The sequence below is a fragment of the Flavobacterium sp. Sd200 genome (genome assembly GCF_009826935.1).
Taxonomy (GTDB): domain Bacteria; phylum Bacteroidota; class Bacteroidia; order Flavobacteriales; family Flavobacteriaceae; genus Flavobacterium.
On the sequence record NZ_WUMN01000001.1, the window covers coordinates 1,244,500 to 1,262,533 of the forward strand.

The window sequence follows — 18,034 nt, forward strand, 5'->3', positions numbered from 1 at the left end:
CAATAAATGACGCTCTCTGTTTGGCGCTATGCACATTTGGCACTGGCGGTATTTTCTTTTTTATTTTTAGCACTGGCATCAACTACAGGTACTATACTTGCAATAGATGCAATAAACCAAAAAATACCGCCATACCGGGTGCATAATTTTGATGATATTACACTTGCACAAACACTCCCTGTTTTGCGCAAACAATATCCTGAAATTACTGAAATAAGCATAGACCAAAACCAGTTTGTTACATTACAGGGGCTTGACAACGACGGTAACGATGTTAATGCATACATAGACCCTGCAACGGGCAAAATACTGGGTGAGCCTATAAAAAAAAGCGAATTTATACAATGGATAACGTCGTTGCATCGTTCGCTATTTCTTCATGAAACCGGAAGAATCATAATAGGCATCAATTCGTTTTTACTTATCCTGATAGCTTTATCAGGAATGGCACTTGTCATTCAACGGCAGCGTGGGCTTAAACGGTTTTTTTCTAAAGTTATAAAAGACTATTTTGCCCAGTATTACCACGTTGTGGCAGGCAGGATTTTACTTATCCCTATACTTATCATCGCCGTAAGCGGCACCTATTTATCTTTAGAGAGGTTTAAACTTTTTCCTGAGCACAAGGTAAATCATAAAATAAATACCGAAAATCTGGAGAATTCACCTGTTCAAAAAGACATAGCAGGATTTAGTATATTTCAAAAAACGTTTTTAACTGATGTCGAAAAAATTGAATTCCCGTTTGCCGATGATCCGGAAGAATACTATACTTTAAAACTAAAAGAACGTGAAATTGTTGTAAATCAGTTTAACGGAGAAATTCTTAGTGAGGTTAAGCATCCCTCTACCCTACTGCTTGCAAATTTAAGCCTCGATCTGCATACAGGCCGCACAAATATTTTATGGGCAATTATATTAGCAATAGCATCGGTTAATATACTGTATTTTATTTATTCCGGCTTTAAAATGACTTTAAAGCGCAGGGCAGTAAAATTAAAGAACAGGCATAAAGCCATACACAGTAAATATATATTATTGGTAGGATCAGAAAACGGCAGTACTTTAGGTTTCGCCAATGCCATACACAAGCAGCTATTATCTAACAATGAAACCAGCCACATTACGCAGCTTAATGAGTACAATATTTATCCAAAAGCACAACATATAATTGTACTTACTTCTACTCATGGTTTAGGCGATGCACCTTCCAATGCTACTAAGTTTGCAGCTCTGTTAGCCAAATATCCACAGGAGCAAACTGTAAATATATCAGTAGTTGGATTTGGATCTCAGGCTTATGCCGATTTTTGCGGGTATGCCAAAGAAGTCGAAAGGCTTCTAATTGCACAGCCTTGGGCTAAACACTTTTTAAACCTGCATACGGTAGACGATAAATCAGCCACTCAATTTGCAGACTGGGCAAAAAAATGGGGAGAAAGAACGCAGATATCTCTTGCCACCACTCCTGCATTGTATAAGGAAAAACCAGCTGATTTAGAAAAAATAATGGTTTTAGATAAAACCTTAGTAAATGCCACAGACCAAACTTTTACTATTACCATTCGCACAGGTGCAAGAACCAAATTTACCTCGGGTGATCTACTAGCTATATATCCGGCAAACGATAATCGCGAACGTCTGTATTCTATTGGCAAGGTAAATGGAAACATACAACTTGTTGTAAAATTATATGAAGGCGGTTTAGGATCGGGATATTTATATAATCTTACAGCAGGATTAACCATTAAGGCACGCATTATACGGAATAAAGCATTCCATTTCCCTAAAAAGGCATCGGCAGTCATAATGATCGCTAACGGAACGGGAGTAGCACCATTTTTAGGCATGATAGCACAAAACTCTAAAAAGACTGAAACACATTTGTATTGTGGTTTCCGTCGGGAAACAGAAACAACTCTGCACCACAGGGAATTTGCAGCACAACAAACCCAAAAAAAACAGCTTGAAAGTTTTCATATTGCCTTTTCGCGTGAGGCAAACCTATGCTATGTAATGGACCTGATCTATAATGATGCTGCTTTTTTTGCGGCAATACTAAAAAAAGGAGGGGTTATTATGATTTGCGGTTCATTAGTAATGCAGCAGGACGTTGAAATTACGCTCGATACAATTTGCCAGGAACAAAATAATAAAAGCCTTTCATACTATAAAGACAACGGTCAGGTATTAACTGATTGTTACTAACCGCTTATAATAAGAAACCTCGTAAAAAATATTTTTACGAGGTTTTGTTTATATGATAAAGTGTTAGCTTATCTCACTACTTTAACCCACTGGCCTTTGGTTCTTGCCAAAAACGAATTGTCATACATAGCCTCGCACTGTACTCCGGGTAAATAGTAGCTACCCGGATAACTGGCATTCAGCAATATCCTGAAAACCTTGGTTTCCCTTGATTTTAGTGAGAAATAAAAATTCGTTCTGTCATCACGAATATCTGTATAATCAACATTGTTCTCTGCAAAGCTGCCAAAGTCAGTAAAACGTGTGTTCACAATTTCCCAACCCGATGGTATAATTTGCGTGAGTGCAACATTCTCCACATACTCCCCTTCACTATTACTCACCATAACCTCAGCTACAAACTCAGTGCCCTGCGCCAGTGCCGATGCATCAATAATTTTACCACCCCTATCCTTAAATACAATAGATGTTGAAAGCCCTCGCTCTTCAGCCAGTTCCTGCCCTACAGGTAACACACCACTGTAAGCTACTTTAATATATAACGTGCCCTGCTGATTATTCTTAATTATAACCGAATTATTACCAGCAGACTGCAATGGCCTGTCGGCAAAAGCTTTATTGGTTTTAACTGATTGCGTTTTGCCCTTTTCAGTATAGCTAACATCAATACCCTTGCTACCGTTTGCTTTTGCAAATTTACTCATGGCATACAGGCTGTAAGCAGTTGTTTGGGTACTCATCCATTGGTTAGAGGACATTGCTTTAGCAAGCTTTGTGGCCTCAGCAAATGCTTTTGCCTTTTGACCAAGTATAACCAGTGTTTCCAAAGCCATAGCCCTGTTACGGTCGGGTGAGCCGTAGTAATAATAGTCATAGCCATTGCCGATATCATCAAGTGTACTTTGGCTTAACAACTCCTGCCCCACTGCTTTCTGACCTGCCAATGCATAGGCGGCAGCAAGGCGCAGCCTGCTCTCATTACTTATACCCGATGTTTCGCGCAATCTGTTCATCGACGAAAGGTCAGGGCTTCCGGCAAGTGCCAACGTGTAAAGACGATAAGCCTGAGCAAAATCATTTCGATACTCTTTAAAATATCGCCATGCGCGCGCATTTTTCTGCTGATAGCTTAACCACTGTTTTTTAGCATTTGACGGCAGCGCATACCCCTTTTTCTCAGCCTCAATCAGAAAATGACCTGCATAGCTTGAACCCCAATCATCGGGTTCAGGCTGACCCGGCCAGTAAGAAAACCCGCCCGACGCTACCTGAAACTGCCCCAACCTTTGTATGGCGGCAGTAATATTGCGCTGTATTTTGGTTTTGCGCGCGGCATCTACATCGGCAATATCTGCAAGGTATAATTGCGGAAACACCGATGAGGTAGTTTGTTCCACACACCCATGCGGATATTGTATAAGGTAATCAAGCCTGCGGTTAAAATCTATCGATGGCAATGATGATACTTCAAGCCTTGCCTTATTTGTACCTTTTACACCAAATGAACTCCAATTTATAGTAGTCTGTTTACTTGGTTCCAATACCACTTCTTTATAGTTTTGCGTTACAGGGTTAGGGTTCATCACATCGAGCTCTACATCGTAGCTTGCTTTATCTTTACCACTTGTAGCGGTTACAGTTACCTTACCAATACCGGTAAGATCATTTACTTCAAGGTCAAAATAAGCCACTTTTTCCTCCGGTCTTGCAAAGCTTACGGTTTGTACAGAAGGACCTATTACCCTAAAGGCATTGTTGGTTTTTACCTGCAGGGTTACATTTTTAATACTGTTTTCCATAGCAAACAGCGTTACAGGCAGCGTTACCTTTTCTTTAGGCGTAACTTTTCGAGGCAGTGATGCTAAAAGCATTAGTGGGCTGCGCACAGGTGTGGTTTTCTCGGCCATGCCATAGGCACTTGCATCTGCATTGGCTGCCACAACCATAGTACGCACTGAACCTACATACTGTGGCAGTTTAATGTTATGTATGCGCGTTTCTCCTTTACCAATAGTGTATGGTCCCATATACATTACCACTGGCTTAAAGCGGTTAGCTTTTTTTGCCTGACCGCCACCAAGGTCGGCATCACCACCAATGCTGAATATTTGATTTATTTGTCCTCCATAGGCACCTATAACATCATCATATATATCCCATGTTTTTACACCCAGCGCCTCTTTGGCATAAAAACTATCCCATGCATTAGGGGTTTTAAAACGCGTAAGGTCAAGCAAACCGTCATCTACAATAGCAAGCGTGTAAGTCATGGCTTTGCCTGTTTTTTCACTAACCTTTATGGTTGCTTTTTGTTCGGGCTTAAGTGTGGCAGGCATGCTTATTTGTGGTTGCAGTATAGTGTTTTTGTCTACCACCTCAATAGGTACTATACCATAAAGACGAATTGGCGAATCGTTTAATGTATTAGCATGCGGTTGAAGCAACGTTATGTGCACATATACATTGGGAGCCATATTGGCGGTTACAGGTATGGTTACCTTTGTTTCGCCTTTTGTAGTTGGTGCCCAAAGCGATTTTACTACTTTACTACCGCTTTCTAACGATATTAATGCCCTGCCCCCTTCGCTTGACGGGAAGGCGACCTGTACATTCTCGCCAACATTATATTTTTCTTTATCAGTACTAAACATCAGCATTTTTGCTTCTTCACCATTATTGCTACGGGTGCGTCCACTCCAATAAGGGTAGTCTATCAGCACGGTAGATCCGGCTGAATGTCCACTTTCGGTATCAGTAACGCGAATAAGGTAGTTGCCCCACTGGTCTTCACCTGTACTAAAGTTAAAACTGGCCTTGCCATTGGCATCGGTTAGAATAGTCTGGCTGTAAAACGGCGTATTGGAAACCGCATTACTGTAAGACGATACATTATCGTGGCTCGCATCCCACCACCAACGCCACTCAACGGTATATACTTTTACATCGAGCCTGCGATTGCCTTTAGGTTTACCTGCCTCATTTACGGTGGCTACATCTATACGGTTGCTTTTGCCTGTTTCGAGCATGCCATAGCGGTTGCCCTGCGGCAATTTTACCCCTACATAAGTATCATAAGGAGAATAGTTTGCCTGTATAACATCGGTACTAAAATCGCCTCCTTTTTCATAAGCTTTAGTAATAATGGCGGCCTTTAATAATCCTGGTGCCCGGCTTTTTAGTTTAGGTTCTAAAGTTACGGTTGCATTACCGTTATCATCGGTAACACCACTAAAAATATTAACTTCTTCCGTACTGAAATTTTGGGCAGGATCGTCAAAAATATAATTTAGGTAGCCTTTAAAATCGGTTTTTTGTTTTATGAACTTTGCCTGCATTTCTATCTTGAGTCCCTTTGCAATAGCACCATGCAGCCAGGTAACATTTACATTACCTGTAGTTTTGGCATTTGCCGAAAGCGTTTTGCCCTCAAAACCATTCTTTATTTTAAGTCGATTGGGTTTAATGGTCTCTATTTTAAGGCTCTTATAAAAGTGTGCCCCTCCAATAGATATCCTCGCCTCCCAATTTCCTGTAGCAGCACTTTGCTGTGTAGATACAACAAACTTAAAATGGTTCTTTTGATTGTAGCTTTGCACGGCCGTAAAAACGGTTTTGCCCTGCGGATCGTTAACACGTAGTTTTATAGGATGCGAAGACGGCAGTTTAGCTGCTTTATCATTTAATATAAAACCGAGATATAACGTATCACCCGGACGCCAAACACCTCGTTCACCATATATGTAGCCCTTAAGTCCTTTTTGCAGCTTGGCACCATCTACATCAAAATTACTGACTGATTGCGCATTGCCTTCATAAAGTTTTACATAAGTAGTGTTACTGCCTTTTTTAACAATGGCAAAAAACGGCTTTTTATCTGACGACAGTGTTACTATACCCTCACCATTGGTAGTTCCTGATACCAGTTTTTGCCTTTGCAGATTGTACAACTCCACAGTTGCAGTTTCTATAGGCTGGGTGGTTGTTATGCTGGTAACAGCAAATAAAAAGCTATTGTCTTCGCCTTTTTTAGCAATAACGCCTAAATCGCTGGCAAGTACATTGGTTTGTACCTCACGGTTGTAGTAATAAGAAGTAGTGCATGGGTTTTCGCGCTCCTGCCAATCATAATCGTCATGATAGTAGCCATAGTCTTCATCATATTCGCTGTAGTCATATTCGGGTTCTTCTTCTGCCTCCTCTTCGCTTTCGTCTGCTTTTTTAAGAGTTGCGTTATCATCGCATTTATAGATAGAATATGAAGGGCGCATAGAAAGCTTAATATGATAAATAGCACCCGGTTCGGGCTTAATTATTTTAGACAGATCGAGTGCAAAAGCATTCCATTTGGCATAATTTGTCATTTTGTTGGTGTTAAGCACCAGCTTGGTTTTAGCCACAGGCAGCGAAACATTGCGAAGTCCGTAACGGCTGCTTAGCTCGTTTTCCTGAAGGAATTGCATAACGTTGTTCTCAAAAATACGATACACTTTTACATCTACAGCACTAAGGTTTACGGCCTCAAAGTTTATTTTAAGATTGCTTGATGCCGGCAGTATCGTACCGCTTTTAATAAAACGTATCTCGGGTTTTAGCTGCTCAAAAGATATGTTTTCGCTATAGGTTTCTCTTGTCTTAAAACCTTCAGTGCTTTCAATACCCTGAAAAACTTCGGTTAAATAACTCCCATTAAGCGGATCGGCAAAAAACACTTTTAAAAGATTGCCGTTAGCAGTATATTTTAGATTTTGCAGGTTGCCTACCGACACCAAACCACTAAAATTCTGGTCTTTACGCACAGGATCGGAAAAATTAATAAGCAGTGTCTGGTTGTCGCCCTCAGCAGGCTGAACGCTAAGCACCTTAAAGTTATCCTTACCGGGAATCAGGTATTCATCTGCCCCCTCAGTATCAATATCATATGGTTTTCCATTCCAGTTTATGCTCAGCTTAGTATCCTGAACCTGACGCTGAATACTGTCTATTATAAAATGAAACTCTCCTGATGCAGGACTATTACCTTCAAAGCGCAATGGAAGCTTTTTACCGTTGTGAGTAACGGTTACCAGCTTTTTTGCCGTGGCAAGATCCATAACGTCGCTGGCACGCAATAATGCGTTGACATATTGCAAGTCACGGCTATACGACTGTAAGTCGTGTGTTACTATGGTAAAATCCTGTTTAAAAGTCCTGACGGTAAAATTAAAATCGCTCAGGCTGTCAGGTACTTTAATAAATTTAGAGAGATGCAGCGTTACCTGATATTCGGTATCCTGTTTAAGTCCGCCTTTAGCAGGACGGAATGCTATTTTATTATCGGGCAAAAAGAGTACTTTTCCTTCTGCCGAAGGCGAAATGCTGAAATAATTGCTTTCGAGTTCCTGATTGGGTTGCCACTCTTTTTTTGTGAACGCAAGCCCAACCATAACATCGGCTTTAGCAGATACAAAACCGGATGAATAGCTGGTAATAAAATCACGATATAATTCAGGATTAGAATCAAAATCTTTTGCAGATTTTTTGTTGCAGGAATGCAGCAGCAGTGTGATAGCTGTTAAAAACAGTATCAGTTTTGTAGATTTCATAAGGCCGTGGCAGGTTTGGTTATTGGTTAAGAACAGCTTGTTACTCTAAAAATACGGTTTGTTTTTTAAAATGTACAGGCCTGAAACTTTTTTTAACATTTTATTTTACCAGAATTACAGTCGCTATTTCAGCTGTAATCCAACGTCTTTTATGTTAAAAAAGAGGCTGTATTTTTTGCTATAACTAACAATATGCTGCAAATATTGTGAAGTTATATATAAATATTTACAGACATTTTTTAAGAGTGCTAATAGCTGAATATTAGCCCCTTCGTTGCTTAAAAAAATCTTTTACTAAAATAGAGCATTCATCGGCAAGAATACCTGTAACCACGGTAGTTTTAGGGTGTAGCTTTCCACCCATAGCACGATAGCCGCGCTGCTCATCAGACGCTCCAAAAACTACTTTACTTACCTGACTCCAATACAACGCGCCTGCGCACATCTGGCAAGGCTCGAGTGTAACATAGAGCGTACACCCGGTAAGATATTTTCCGCCCAAAAAGTTAGCGGCACTGGTTATAGCCTGCATTTCGGCATGTGCGGTAACATCGTGCAGTAATTCTGTAAGGTTGTGGGTACGTGCAATAACTTTATCATTAACCACCACAAGTGCACCCACAGGTATTTCGCCCTTATCAAAAGCAACTTGTGCCTCCTGCAGGGCTTTACGCATAAAATATTCGTCGGTAAAAATGTTTTCCATTACAGGGTAAAGATACATTGAAAAATGTATGAACAAATATACCTGAAGATACATAATGCAAAAAATCCTGTAAGTATTATACTCACAGGACTTCTTTAATATCTAAGCAGCTAAGTTTCTATGCAACTTTATTAAGCATACATTTTCTTTCTAAGCTCCTGTATTTTTTCGTCGTCAAGATAATCATCAAACGTCATGTAGCGGTCTATAACACCTTTTGGCGTAATTTCAAGCACACGGTTTGCAACAGTTTGTGCAAACTCGTGGTCGTGCGTTGTAAATAATACCGATCCTTTAAAGTTTTTAAGCGAGTTATTAAAAGCAGTAATACTTTCAAGGTCAAGGTGGTTGGTAGGTTCATCAAGCATAAGCACGTTAGCGCGAAGCATCATCATGCGGCTAAGCATACAACGCACTTTTTCACCTCCCGAAAGTACTCTTCCGGTTTTAAGCGCTTCTTCGCCACTAAATATCATCTTGCCTAAAAAGCCACGAAGATATACTTCATCGCGCTCCTCTTCTGTTGTAGCCCATTGGCGAAGCCAGTCTACCAACGTAAGATCATTCTCAAAAAACTCATGATTATCTGCCGGAAGGTAGCTTTGTATTGTAGTTATACCCCACTCAAAAGTACCACTGTCCTGCATTTGGTTACCGTTTATAATTTGGTAGAAAGCTGTAGTAGCACGGCTGTCTTTAGAGAAAACAACAACCTTGTCGCCCTTAGCCATGTTAAGGTCTACATTTTTAAACAGTATTTCACCATCTATAGATGCACTTAGGTCTTTTACATTAAGTATCTGGTCTCCGGCCTCACGTTCCTGGTCAAAAATAATGGCAGGATATCTGCGGCTTGAAGGTTTAATATCGTCAACCTTAAGTTTTTCAAGCATTTTTTTACGGCTTGTAGCCTGTTTAGACTTAGCCACGTTTGCACTAAAACGCATAATAAATTCCTGTAGCTCTTTTTTCTTTTCCTCAGCCTTTTTGTTTTGCTGGGCACGCTGCCTTGCGGCAAGCTGGCTACTCTCATACCAAAATGTATAGTTACCGCTGTATTGGTTTACTTTACCAAAATCGATATCTGATATATGTGTACATACCGCGTCTAAAAAGTGCCTGTCGTGCGATACTACAATTACAGTATTTTCATAATTTGCAAGGAAATTCTCTAACCAACTAATGGTTTCAAAATCCAGGTCGTTGGTAGGCTCATCCATAATAAGCACATCCGGGTTGCCAAATAAAGCCTGTGCCAATAGCACCCTTACTTTTAGCTTACCGTCAAGGTCTCCCATTAGTGTATAATGATGCTCTTCGCCAATACCAAGGCTTGATAGTAACGCAGCCGCATCAGAGTCGGCATTCCAGCCGTTCATTTCTTCAAAAATAACCTGCAACTCACCTACCCTGTCCGAATCTTTATCACTAAAGTCTGGTTTAAGGTATATCTCATCCATTTCTTTTTTAACGGCAAACAGGGTTTTGTTCCCCATCATTACGGTTTCAAGAACTGTATTTTCGTCAAACATATTATGGTTCTGGTTAAGAACACTCATACGCTTACCCGGTTCCAGATGTACGTGACCTGATGTAGGATCTACATCTCCTGCAATAATTTTTAAGAAAGTAGATTTTCCGGCACCATTGGCACCTATTATACCATAGCAGTTGCCCTGCGTGAAAGTAGTATTAACTTCGTCGAATAAAATTCGTTTACCGAATTGCACCGATAAATTTGAAACTGATAGCATTGTTAAGTTTTTTGCAAAAGTATAAAAATTAAACGAGTTATTTAGTTTGCATTTATATTAGCATTGTTAAGCTTATTTTAACGCGGTTTTAACAACAACAACCAAAGAATAAAAATATTTTTGCCTTTGCACCTTAAATTACCTTAATGTATTACTCACTCAAAACCGGTTTTACACTTACGCTTTTATTAATGCTGTGTTCATGCAGCAAAAAAGAAGATTATAGTGCCTATTTTGGCGGTCAGGTAGCTAACCCACATGTAAGGTATGTACTGTTTAGTAAAGGCAATAAGGTTATTGACACTTTGCCCCTTGACAAAAACAACCGTTTTTTTATAAAATTTGATTCGCTTACCCCGGGACTATACAGTTTTAAGCACGAGCCCGAATACCAGTATGTTTATTTTGACCGAAACGACAGCCTGATGGTTACCATAAATACTGATGATTTTGACCGATCTATAGTATTTACAGGCCGTGGCGAACGTAAGAACAACTTTATGATGGAGCTGTTCATGGCTCATGATGCCGACAGGGAAAAATCGTATGGGATATATAATTATGATCCTGAAAAGTTTATTAAAACCATCGATTCGTCTTATGCTTTACGTAAAGCATTTTATGAAAAGAACAAAAAAGATATACAGTGGAGTAATGGTTTTGATGCCTATGCAAAACTGAGGTTAATGCTAAACTACTTTTCTAAAAAAGAATATTACCCATACATACACGGACGTCGTTCCGGTATAGATGTGACAGAAAAACTACCTAAAGATTTCTACAGTTTCAGGAGAGACATAAACCTCAATGATGATAATTTGGTAGGATATTCGCCCTACCTGCGCTATTTGACTGCAATGATAAATAACATGGCTATTACACGTTATTATAAAGACGGTATGGCCGAGGAGAGTTCTTTCAGGGATAATATTTCTAAACTTGACATTGCCGATTCTGTATTTAAAAACAAAGCCGTTAAAAACGAAGTACTTAATGCACTTGCATTTAACTATCTTTTAGAAGACCAAAACATGGCTAACAACCAAAAGTTTTTGGATCGCTACATGCAACTTTCAAGCGATAAAAATGCCGATAACGAAATCCGAAAAATCGGTGAGGCCATAAAAAATCTCAAACCCGGCAGTGACTTGCCTTCTATACCCTTGGTTGATAGTACGGGAAAAACTTTTAACTTAAAGGATATTAAAGAAGAAACTGTTCTATTTTTTTGGACAAGCTGTGCCCGTGCCCATACAGAGCATGCTTATGAAAAGATAAGCGAACTAAAACAAAAATATCCCAATGTTGATTTTATTGCCATAAATGTTGACAGCGATGCCGAATGGAAAAGCACTTTAACTAAATACAAAACAGAAAATGTATTAGAGCTTCGTAGCACTAACTTTGATGAGCTTCGCGAAAAGTGGGTAATAACCAAAATAAAGCGCACTATTATTCTTAACAGCAATGGTAGTATTAAAAATGCTTTTACTAATTTGCTGGACGATGATTTTGAAAAGTCACTTTAGTGTGATTTTTCAAAAAGTTAAATTAAGCCAAGTGTTTTAAAACTCAAATGTAAAACCTTTTTTTGTCAGGTTTTCATAAATATTCTGGTCAAATTCATACAGCTGCGCTGCGCGATGCCAAACATCAGTCTGTTTTTCCTGTAAAGGCAAAAGCAGTTTCATTCTTAAAAACTTACGCCTAAAATTAGATTTGTCCATGGTTATACCTAAAATTTCTTCGTAAAGTTGCATGAGTTCTAACAATGTAAATTTTTGAGGTAAAAGATTAAATCCAATAGGTGCCTGGCGCACCTTGTTACGTAGTGTTTCCAGGCTATAGTCTAATATTTCGTTATGGTCGTAAATTAGTTTAGGTACATCGGCAATTTTATACCACTTGGCATCAGATGCAGTAAAACCTGCAATTACATTATAATCTTCTCTTTTAACAAGAGCATAATAACCAATAGTGATTACCCTTGCCAGCGGAAAACGTTTAGGCTGTCCAAAGGCTTTAAGCTGTTCCAAAAAAATATGATCTACTCCTGTAAGGTTGGCAAGCAGTCTTTGCGCTGCATCGTCTATACCTTCGGTTTCTTTTATCCATCCTCCCGGCAGACCCCATTGTCCTTTGCTAATACCATCGGCATGTTGCACTAAAAGTACTTCAAGGCTGCCTTTATCAAAGCCAAAAACAACACAATCTATTGTAATAGAGTTCATCACACTGCGCTCTACCACCCTGCCCGACTCCTGATCTATAAACTTTTTTAACATAACTATATTAGATACGGGCGAATATACTAAAATCAAACAACATAATTATTAAGATTATTACTTAATGACGATAAGAAAAATAAATTAATTTTGATTTGCTATTTATATTCAGTTTTATGAGGTCTTACAACCCTAAAGAGTGGTTTTCGCTTATCTTTCAATTTCATAAAGGAGATACTTTCCGCAAGTTATTACCTGTAATGGCAGCAATTGCCATTTATTGCTGGGGTGTGGCCTATCTTGAAAAAGAATATTTTAAATTGCCGGAAACCAGCTATGTAAAAAACATATCTTTAATGCACACTATGCTTGGTTTTGTTATTTCTATGCTGTTGGTTTTTAGAACTAACACTGCTTACGACCGCTGGTGGGAAGGTCGCCGTATGTGGGGCTCTTTGGTTAATAACAGCCGCAACTTTGCCCTGAAACTATCGGCAATGCTTACCGATGAAAAAGATAAAGCTGCTTTTAGAAAGCTCATTCCTGCTTACGCATCTGTTTTAAACCAACATCTTAAAGATGCCGATATTAGCCATGAACTGTTTGATGATACCCTACTTGCCCATCCGCATTACAAACACCAACCTAATCGTTTAGCAAAGTCTATGATCTCTAACCTTAATGACCTCTATAAAAACGGCAAAATTACAGGTGACCAACTTATAATACTTAATACAGAAGTATTGAGCTTTACAGAGGTATGCGGTGCCTGCGAGCGTATTAAAAATACTCCTATACCTTACTCGTATAGTGCCTTCATAAAAAAGTTTATTTTTATGTATGTAATGACACTGCCTTTTGGTTATGTGTTTCAACTGGGCTATTATGTAATTCCTGTAGTAGTATTTGTTTTTTATGTGCTGGCAAGTTTAGAACTTATTGCAGAGGAAATAGAAGACCCTTTTGGAACAGATGCTAACGACCTGCCTTTAGAAAAAATAGCTGAGAATATTAAGAAAAATATTGAAGAGATCTTATCATAAATCTCTAATTCAAGATTTTACTTTACAAAAACACCCTGAAAAGCATATTATTAAAAGATATTTATCCTAAATTTAACATCACATTCTTAAACGATTAGTAATTTAGTCAAAATGTAATGTTATGAACACAGATAAAAAGACACCGCATGCTACCACAAGCACTAACGATAATGTAAACAACAATGTACATTATAACAAATTGGGACAGGTTGTACGCCCCGATTTCAGAGACCGTAGAGACAGCACCACCGATTGGAATGCAGAAGGAAGCCGCTCAAGCCGACACAAATAATTTAATAATTAGCGGCCAAAGATTCAAATATTCTTAGCCAGTCTGCATTTCCGTAGTTTTCACCCAGGCGCACTATAATAAGTTTTTTTGCAGGGTTCACATAAATGTATTGCCCCAAAGTTCCTTTCGCCAAATAGCTGCCGTCGGCCTGCAACCACCACTGATATTTGTAATTTATAACGCCTCCCTCTATCAAATCAGGAGTTGTAGATACTTCAACCCATTCTTTACTCACAATCTGCCTGCCATTCCAGTTTCCTTTATGAAGATACAGACTCCCTAAACGGGCAAAATCACGGGCACGGGCATTAAGGCAGCAAAATGTTTTTTCGAGCCCATTGTCTTTATTATCTATGCTCCATGTAGCATCATACTCCATACCCATAGGTTTCCACACTTTTTCTTCAAGATAAGCAGTTATACTTTTTCCTTTCAGTGCTCTTTCCAGTACAAGCCCCAGTATTTGGGTGTCGCCACTGCTGTAAATATGATATGTTCCTGGCTTATGTTCAAGCTCTCGCTTAAATATAAACTTGCGTACATCCGTACCATAATAGTAAGTTGCCGCATCGCTAAAAGGGCTGTAATAATTTTCACTGCATTTAATACCGCTGGTCATTTGCAGCAGGTTTTTAATCGTTATCTTTTCAAAACCGGGCTTATCAGCAAACTCAGGTACATAATTAACTATCGGTTCTTCTACCGACCGGATAATACCATCATCGAGCGCACATCCTACAAGTAATGAAGTTACCGATTTTGCCATTGAAAACGAAGCAACAACAGACTCTTCATTATAACCATTAAAATATTTTTCATACTGTATGGTATCATTTTTAATGATCATAAACGCCACCGAATTATTTTTTTCAAGATAGTATTCAAACTGTGTTTCTTTGCCTCCAACAGTAAAACTTTTAGGTACTTTTGGCTTATCTGTGGTCAGAAAGTGGTGTTTTTCTTCCGAAGCTTCAGCTGTTCGGGCAGGAAATATTTTATGGTCTGTAATGTTTGGGAAGTTATAGTAAACAAATCGGCCTACTTTGCAGGAAGTTGCCACAAAAAATAACGATGTAAAAGCTAAAAAGCGTATGATATTAATTTTCATTTGTAAAAAACAGGAATAATTAGGTATGTGCTTTACAAATATAGTTTATAGCCATGTTATATATCTACTTTAAGCATAATATTGATGCTTTTACCCTATAAGATTCCCTGTTAACCTCACGAATGCTACGATCTAAAAAAATATTGGCAAAATTTTTGTTACTTTGTTTACTCCAAACAGGCTTTATGAAAAACATACTCTTTTTGACCTTATTGCTACTTGCCGCAAACTCATTGTGGGCACAGGGAGATAATGGCTCAATGGGAGGTATTGCAATACCAAGGACAAGCACAGTAAAACCCGACACTACGGTTAAACCATCGTCGACCTCTATAAGCCCGGACAGCCCTTTTGCACCTAAGCCTGATACTAAAAAGTCTTTTAATTATACCCCTATTACTATTGGAGAAAAAAAGCCTAATTTTAGTATGAACCAAACCAGTGAGTTTGTAAATCGGACTAACGAATATGCCGATCGGACAACGGTAAAACCTGAAGGAGAATCGAATAAGGCATACAGGGGCAACCAGTCTTTTGGAGAGATACGCACGAAATCTAAATTTATGCAGGTAATGGCACGTGATTTTGGTGCAGAAGACGGAGACAGGATAAAAATAATGGTGAACGATCGTATTATTGTTGACGAAATTTATCTGACAAACAGTTTTAAAGGTGTACAAATAACACTGGACGAAGGTTTTAATAAATTAGATTTTGAGGCATTAAATCAAGGAACATCAGGACCAAACACTGCTGAATTCAGGGTATATGACGACAAGGAAAACATGATTTCCGGCAACCAATGGAATCTTGCCACTGGTTTTAAAGCCTCTTTAATGGTTATTAAAGAATAACGATCGCATCTTTATATTGTAAAGTTCATCTGTATCCTTGATTACCCAACTAAGTTTCTAAGTATTTTCTCTGTCGATTCAAAACTGAGATTACGAAAGGTTTGTCCCGTCCATAGGTTAACATATTCTGTAATGCCTGCTTTCCTTGCTGCACTTCTAAATGGCCCCGTAAGTTTGTTTTGGTACGGGTAAGGCAAAATATAATCAGAATTCTCAAAAAGGTCTATGAATGCGTTTTTAACCCCTCTTGCATAACGCCCCGAAAAACTTTTTGTGAGTATAATATCAGCCTCATCAATAGAGGCAAGCCATTGCTTTTCGGCTGTGGTCAGGGCACTTTCTTCGGAGCATATAAGTACCGTACCCACCTGAAACCCGTCGGCCCCCAAAAGTTTAACTGCTTCAATAGCTTTTCTGCTCGCAATACCTCCGGCATAAACAACGGGTCTGGTTGTCATTTCTCTGATGTTCTGCAACAACGAGATCCCTCCTATTTTGGGCATGTTTTCATCCGTAAACGAACCTCGATGCCCACCTGCTTCAATGCCTTGCACACAAATAATATCGATATCGGCATCTAACAACTGTTGTGCTTCCTGCTCACTTGTACAGGTACCAATTAAAACAACACGATTGCTTTTTAGTTTATTTACTGATACCGTGTCGAGGTTTCCAAAAGTAAAGCTCAATACTTTTATACCCTCTGCAATTACGGCATCTATCTGTTCTGTATATCCCGCTGGCTTTGTGCTATCTATTTCGGGTAGGTCTACTTCAATTTTGAGCTCTTCTGCCAAATTGTACAGAATATTTTTGGTAACATTATATCTAGTTCTCAAGTCTTCTGTAATTGGAGGAATATGATTTACAAAAATATTTGCTGCAAAAGGTTCCCTGCATATTTTTTTACAGTCTCTCAGTATCTGAACTGTTTTTTCATACCCTATGTCTCCCAATGCCGCCGATCCTAAACATCCGGCCATGCCTGCAGCAGCAACCATTTGAGGTGTAGTAACTCCAAACATAGGTGCTTGTATTACGGGATAGTTACAGCCTAACTTCTGTAATAATTCAGTGCCCATTTAATAAAATATTTAGTCATTAAATACCAAATGAAGGTACTCATTTCATCGCAAAAACCGAAAAAAAATAAAATATAGTACTGTTTCTATTTTTTGTTTTATATATTTGCCCTGTATCCAAATCGATACAATTTAATAAAAATGACATTCAATCAGCTACATCATCATCATTTCACGCACTGGCTCACACGCGAGTAGGAAATGATTTGTAGCAACCAAACAATATTTTTCGAAACCCGTCTGAGTAAAATCAGTCGGGTTTTTTGTTGATAGCGCGCCACCACTACCCCACTTTTTTTATTCAGGCTTTAACCTTAAAACAATGAATAAATTAAAGATTGCCGTACAAAAAAACGGACGGCTAAGCGAAAAATCACTACAGCTTTTAAGCGAATGCGGCATTAAGATCTCTAACGGCGATCGCAAGCTAAAAACGGTATCGTCTAACTTTCCTATCGAAATACTTTTTTTAAGGGATGATGATATTCCGCAATACGTAGAACAGGGCGTTGCCGATATTGGCATACTGGGCGAGAACGAAGTTTGGGAAAAAGACAAAGATGTACTTACCGTAAACAAACTGGGGTTTGCCAATTGCAGGCTGTCGCTTGCCATACCCAAAGATGTTGACTACAAAGGACTTGACTACTTTAATAACAAAAAAATTGCCACAAGCTATCCGGTTATTTTAGATAAATTCTTTAAAGAAAATAACCTAAATGTAGAAATTGAAACCATAGGCGGAAGCGTAGAAATTGCCCCGGGCATTGGACTTGCTGACGGTATTTTTGATATTGTGAGCACCGGCAGTACCCTGCAAATCAACGGTCTTAAAGAAGTCGAAGTGGTTACTAAAAGCGAAGCGGTGTTAATAAGCAACAAAGCCCTTGATGCCGAAAAACAGGATATTTTAGAACGCCTGCTGTTCAGGATACAGTCGGTTCGTAATGCTGCCGAAAATAAGTACATACTGCTAAATGCCCCAAACGAATCTGTAGATAAAATAGCTGCCATACTGCCGGGCATGAAAAGCCCTACCATATTGCCTTTGAAAGAAACAGGCTGGAGCAGCATACACTCGGTAGTAAAAGAAGACCAGTTTTGGGACATAATAGATCAGCTTAAAAAACTGGGTGCCGAAGGCATACTCGTTATTAACGTAGAAAAAATGATACTGTAA

Annotated in this window: 12 protein-coding genes; 6 read left to right on the plus strand and 6 right to left on the minus strand. The window is 39.0% G+C overall.

What is annotated here, in order from left to right:
- Positions 1 to 6: 6 nt before the first annotated feature.
- Positions 7 to 2,208 (plus strand): PepSY domain-containing protein, encoded by a 2,202-nt coding sequence (locus GR160_RS05635; protein WP_160748843.1) that lies wholly within the window; start codon positions 7 to 9, stop codon positions 2,206 to 2,208.
- Positions 2,209 to 2,276: 68 nt separating this feature from the next.
- On the opposite strand, the gene GR160_RS05640 is transcribed toward GR160_RS05635, so the two are convergent.
- From GR160_RS05640 to GR160_RS05650, 3 genes are all read right to left on the minus strand, one after another.
- The gene (locus GR160_RS05640) at positions 2,277 to 7,790 is read right to left on the minus strand and encodes an alpha-2-macroglobulin (RefSeq protein ID WP_160748844.1); all 5,514 of its coding nucleotides are present in this window, start codon (positions 7,788 to 7,790) and stop codon (positions 2,277 to 2,279) included.
- A gap of 262 nt (positions 7,791 to 8,052) precedes the next feature.
- Positions 8,053 to 8,496: a nucleoside deaminase gene (locus tag GR160_RS05645; RefSeq protein ID WP_160748845.1), complete on the minus strand. Its 444-nt coding sequence runs from the start codon at positions 8,494 to 8,496 to the stop codon at positions 8,053 to 8,055.
- A 131-nt stretch (positions 8,497 to 8,627) separates the two neighbouring features.
- The gene (locus GR160_RS05650) at positions 8,628 to 10,250 is read right to left on the minus strand and encodes an ABC-F family ATP-binding cassette domain-containing protein (protein WP_160748846.1); all 1,623 of its coding nucleotides are present in this window, start codon (positions 10,248 to 10,250) and stop codon (positions 8,628 to 8,630) included.
- Between the two features lie 146 nt (positions 10,251 to 10,396).
- Between GR160_RS05650 and GR160_RS05655 the strand changes: the two genes are divergently transcribed.
- A complete protein-coding gene (locus GR160_RS05655; protein WP_160748847.1) occupies positions 10,397 to 11,779 on the plus strand; it encodes a thioredoxin-like domain-containing protein in 1,383 nt (460 codons plus the stop codon).
- A gap of 36 nt (positions 11,780 to 11,815) precedes the next feature.
- Here GR160_RS05655 and GR160_RS05660 read toward each other — a convergent pair whose 3' ends face one another.
- Positions 11,816 to 12,535: an NUDIX domain-containing protein gene (locus GR160_RS05660; protein ID WP_160748848.1), complete on the minus strand. Its 720-nt coding sequence runs from the start codon at positions 12,533 to 12,535 to the stop codon at positions 11,816 to 11,818.
- 116 nt (positions 12,536 to 12,651) lie between these two features.
- On the opposite strand from GR160_RS05660, the gene GR160_RS05665 reads away from it, so the two are divergent.
- The gene (locus GR160_RS05665) at positions 12,652 to 13,518 is read left to right on the plus strand and encodes a bestrophin family protein (protein ID WP_160748849.1); all 867 of its coding nucleotides are present in this window, start codon (positions 12,652 to 12,654) and stop codon (positions 13,516 to 13,518) included.
- Between the two features lie 121 nt (positions 13,519 to 13,639).
- Positions 13,640 to 13,810 (plus strand): hypothetical protein, encoded by a 171-nt coding sequence (locus GR160_RS05670; protein WP_160748850.1) that lies wholly within the window; start codon positions 13,640 to 13,642, stop codon positions 13,808 to 13,810.
- A gap of 1 nt (position 13,811) precedes the next feature.
- Here the strand turns inward: GR160_RS05670 and GR160_RS05675 are convergent, their stop codons facing one another.
- On the minus strand, positions 13,812 to 14,918 hold the full coding sequence (locus tag GR160_RS05675; RefSeq protein ID WP_160748851.1) for a serine hydrolase: 1,107 nt from the start codon (positions 14,916 to 14,918) through the stop codon (positions 13,812 to 13,814).
- 185 nt (positions 14,919 to 15,103) lie between these two features.
- Between GR160_RS05675 and GR160_RS05680 the strand changes: the two genes are divergently transcribed.
- On the plus strand, positions 15,104 to 15,772 hold the full coding sequence (locus GR160_RS05680; protein WP_160748852.1) for a hypothetical protein: 669 nt from the start codon (positions 15,104 to 15,106) through the stop codon (positions 15,770 to 15,772).
- Between the two features lie 41 nt (positions 15,773 to 15,813).
- Here GR160_RS05680 and GR160_RS05685 read toward each other — a convergent pair whose 3' ends face one another.
- Positions 15,814 to 16,854 (minus strand): nitronate monooxygenase family protein, encoded by a 1,041-nt coding sequence (locus GR160_RS05685; RefSeq protein ID WP_160748853.1) that lies wholly within the window; start codon positions 16,852 to 16,854, stop codon positions 15,814 to 15,816.
- Positions 16,855 to 17,176: 322 nt separating this feature from the next.
- On the opposite strand from GR160_RS05685, the gene hisG reads away from it, so the two are divergent.
- Positions 17,177 to 18,034, plus strand: a complete 858-nt coding sequence (gene hisG / locus GR160_RS05690) for an ATP phosphoribosyltransferase (RefSeq protein ID WP_160748854.1) — start codon at positions 17,177 to 17,179, stop codon at positions 18,032 to 18,034.